This window comes from Streptomyces sp. FH025 (assembly GCF_017427025.1).
Classification (GTDB): Bacteria; Actinomycetota; Actinomycetes; order Streptomycetales; family Streptomycetaceae; genus Kitasatospora.
Genome location: NZ_JAFLNG010000769.1, coordinates 1 through 3,423 on the forward strand (window position 1 = coordinate 1; position 3,423 = coordinate 3,423).

The 3,423-nt window shown below is 70.4% G+C and carries 4 protein-coding genes; all 4 read left to right on the forward strand.

Annotated features, from left to right (window positions below; all coding sequences use genetic code 11):
• Window positions 1–107 precede the first annotated feature (107 nt).
• From J0670_RS33545 to J0670_RS33560, 4 genes are read left to right on the forward strand one after another with little or no spacing between them, the layout of a single operon-like run.
• Window positions 108–1,256: a PhoH family protein gene (locus tag J0670_RS33545; RefSeq protein WP_374223223.1), complete on the forward strand. Its 1,149-nt coding sequence runs from the start codon at window positions 108–110 to the stop codon at window positions 1,254–1,256.
• A 14-nt stretch (window positions 1,257–1,270) separates the two neighbouring features.
• Window positions 1,271–1,765 carry an rRNA maturation RNase YbeY gene (gene ybeY, locus J0670_RS33550; RefSeq protein WP_207816018.1) on the forward strand — a complete coding sequence of 165 codons (495 nt, stop codon included), beginning with the start codon at window positions 1,271–1,273 and terminating at the stop codon, window positions 1,763–1,765.
• Between the two features lie 19 nt (window positions 1,766–1,784).
• The gene (locus J0670_RS33555) at window positions 1,785–3,110 is read left to right on the forward strand and encodes a hemolysin family protein (RefSeq protein ID WP_207816019.1); all 1,326 of its coding nucleotides are present in this window, start codon (window positions 1,785–1,787) and stop codon (window positions 3,108–3,110) included.
• 33 nt (window positions 3,111–3,143) lie between these two features.
• Window positions 3,144–3,380, forward strand: a complete 237-nt coding sequence (locus J0670_RS33560; RefSeq protein WP_207816021.1) for a hypothetical protein — start codon at window positions 3,144–3,146, stop codon at window positions 3,378–3,380.
• The last annotated feature ends 43 nt before the right edge of the window (window positions 3,381–3,423 follow it).

The window sequence follows — 3,423 nt, forward strand, 5'->3', positions numbered from 1 at the left end:
CCGCCGCCCGCCACGGCGATCACGCTCGCGGCGTACCCTGGTGCCCCGGAGAGACCGAGCGGCACACGACACCACGGATGGGATGAGGCAGGCCCCAGCGCCGACCTATGAGTGACACATCGCAGACCCGTACGAACGGACAGTCGCGCCCCGAACCGGCCGACGACGGTCGCGTCAGCGCCCGGATCGTCATTCCCGAGAAGCACCCGATGGTCACCCTGCTCGGCACGGCGGACTCGCTGCTGCGCGTGATCGAACGGGGCTTCCCCGCCGCCGACATCCACGTCCGCGGCAACGAGGTGACCGCCACCGGCGAGCACGCCGAGGTCGCCCTCGTGAAGAAGCTCTTCAACGAGATGATGCTGGTGCTGCGCACCGGCCAGCCGCTGACGGAGGACTCCGTGGAGCGCTCGATCGCCATGCTCCGCGCCGCGGAGCAGGACCCGGACAGTCCGGTGCCCTCGCAGGTGTTCACCGCGAACATCCTGTCCAACCGGGGCCGTACGATCCGCCCCAAGACCCTCAACCAGCAGCGCTACGTCGACGCGATCGACAAGCACACGATCGTCTTCGGCCTCGGTCCGGCCGGTACCGGCAAGACCTACCTGGCGATGGCCAAGGCCGTCCAGGCGTTGCAGGCCAAGGAGGTCAACCGGATCATCCTGACCCGCCCGGCGGTCGAGGCGGGCGAGCGGCTGGGCTTCCTGCCCGGCACCCTCTACGAGAAGATCGACCCGTACCTGCGCCCGCTGTACGACGCGCTGCACGACATGATGGACCCGGACTCCATCCCGCGCCTGATGGCGGCCGGCACCATCGAGGTCGCCCCGCTGGCGTACATGCGCGGGCGCACCCTCAACGACGCCTTCATCATCCTCGACGAGGCCCAGAACACCTCGCCGGAGCAGATGAAGATGTTCCTCACCCGCCTCGGGTTCAACTCCCGGGTGGTGGTCACCGGCGACACCAGCCAGATCGACCTCCCGGGCGGCACCAGGAGCGGGCTCAAGGTCGTCCAGGAGATCCTGGCCGACGTGCCGGACATCCACTTCTCCGTCCTCACCAGCACCGACGTGGTCCGCCACAAGCTGGTCGGCCGGATCGTGGACGCCTACGAGCGCTGGGACGCTCAGCAGGAGGTCGAGCAGAACGGTCCGATCGACCGCAAGCCCGCCCAGCGCCGTCCCGGCAAGTCGACGGCGGCCCGAGCACCCCGACAGTCCCATCGCGCCGAATCCCATCGCACCGAAAGCTGAGCACACAGCCCGTCATGTCGATCGACATCGCCAACGAGTCCGGCTGGGAAGCCGACGAGGAAGCCATCCTCGACGTCGCCCGCTTCGCCCTGGACAAGATGCGGATCCACCCGCAGTCCGAACTGTCCGTGATCCTGGTGGACGGTGCGGCGATGGAGGAGCTGCACATCCAGTGGATGGACCTGCCCGGCCCGACCGACGTGATGTCGTTCCCGATGGACGAGCTGCGTCCCGGCAAGGAGGGCGAGGAGCTGCCGCAGGGCCTGCTCGGTGACATCGTGCTCTGCCCCGAGGTCGCCGAGCAGCAGGGCAAGGCGGCCCCCTCCAAGCACTCGATGGACGAGGAGCTCCAGCTGCTCACCGTCCACGGGGTGCTGCACGTCCTCGGCTACGACCACGAGGAGCCCGAGGAGGAGGAGGAGATGTTCGCCCTCCAGAAGCGCATCCTGGACGACTGGCGGGCGGGCCGGGGCCTCGGCGGCATCTCCCCGGCGCCCACCACCCACTGAGCGCGGAGCCCGAACCCCTGTGAGTGGTGAGAGTACGAGCTTCCTCCTCGGTGCCGTGGCCCTGGTCGTGCTCGGCTGGCTGGCCGCGTGCGCCGAGGCGGGCATCTCCCGGGTCTCCCGGTTCCGGGCGGAGGAGGCGGTGCGCAACGGGCGGCGCGGTTCCGCGCGGCTGCTGACCGTCGCCTCCGACCCGATCCGCTACCTCAACCTGGCGACCCTGATCCGGGTGGCCAGCGAGATGGCGGCGGCCGTCCTGGTCACCGCGGTGTGCGTGCGCAACGTGCACCCGACCTGGGAGGCCGTGCTGCTGGCCTTCGGCGTGATGGTGCTGGTGTCCTTCGTCGCGGTGGGGGTCTCGCCGCGCACGATCGGGCGCCAGCACCCGCTGACCACCGCGACGGCGGCCTCCTTCGTGCTGCTGCCGCTGGCCGCGGTGCTCGGCCCGATCCCGCGGCTGCTGATCCTGCTCGGCAACGCGCTGACCCCGGGCAAGGGCTACCGGGAGGGGCCGTTCGCCTCCGAGGCGGAGCTGCGGGCCCTGGTCGACCTCGCCGAGAAGGACGACCTGATCGAGGACGAGGAGCGCCGGATGGTGCACTCGGTCTTCGAGCTGGGCGACACCATCGTGCGCGAGGTGATGGTGCCGCGCACCGACCTGGTGATGATCGAGCGGCACAAGACCGTGCGGCAGGCGCTGACCCTGGCGCTGCGCTCGGGCTTCTCGCGGATCCCGGTGGTCGGCGACAACGAGGACGACGTGGTCGGCATCGTCTACCTCAAGGACCTGGTGCGCCGCACCCACATCAACCGCGAGGCGGAGTCCGAGGAGGTCGGCGCGGTGATGCGCCCGGCCGTGTTCGTCCCGGACTCCAAGCCGGCCGCCGACCTGCTGCGCGAGATGCAGCAGCGCCGCTCGCACGTCGCGATCGTGATCGACGAGTACGGCGGCACGGCCGGCCTGGTCACCATCGAGGACATCCTGGAGGAGATCGTCGGGGAGATCACCGACGAGTACGACCGGGAGATCGCGCCGGTGGAGGACCTCGGCGACGGTTCGTACCGGATCACCGCCCGCCTGCTGGTGGAGGACCTGGGCGAGCTGTTCGGGATCGAGCTGGAGGACGAGGACATCGAGACCGTCGGCGGTCTGCTGGCCAAGCACCTCGGCCGGGTGCCGATCCCCGGGTCCTCCTGCGAGATCCCGCTGCCCGAGCCCGTCGAGGGCGGTCTGACCGGCATCCTGCTGACCGCCGAGTCCTCGGCCGGGCGCCGCAACCGGATCGGCTCGATGGTCGCCTCGCCCGTGCGCCGGGCGGAGGAGGCCGAGGAGTCCCCGGGCGAGTAGCGGGTGTGCGGCGGCCGAGCGACCATGGAGGGCATGACGCACAAACTGCGCGCGGAGTACGGCCCGCAGGGGGCGGCCGGCGGAGTCAAGTCCTGGCACGTGGTGCGGGACGAGGACCCGTCGACGGCGCTCTGCGGCCGCACCATGCCCGACGACGCCGAGACGCGGCCCGAGGAGGACTGGGGCACCGGGCTGCGCTGCTGCCAGCAGTGCGGCTCGCTCTACATGCACGAGACGCCGCACATGCAGGGGAGCCATCCCTACAGCTAGGTCGTGGCCGAGCTCTGGAGGTCGCCATGAAGCTGCAAGACGA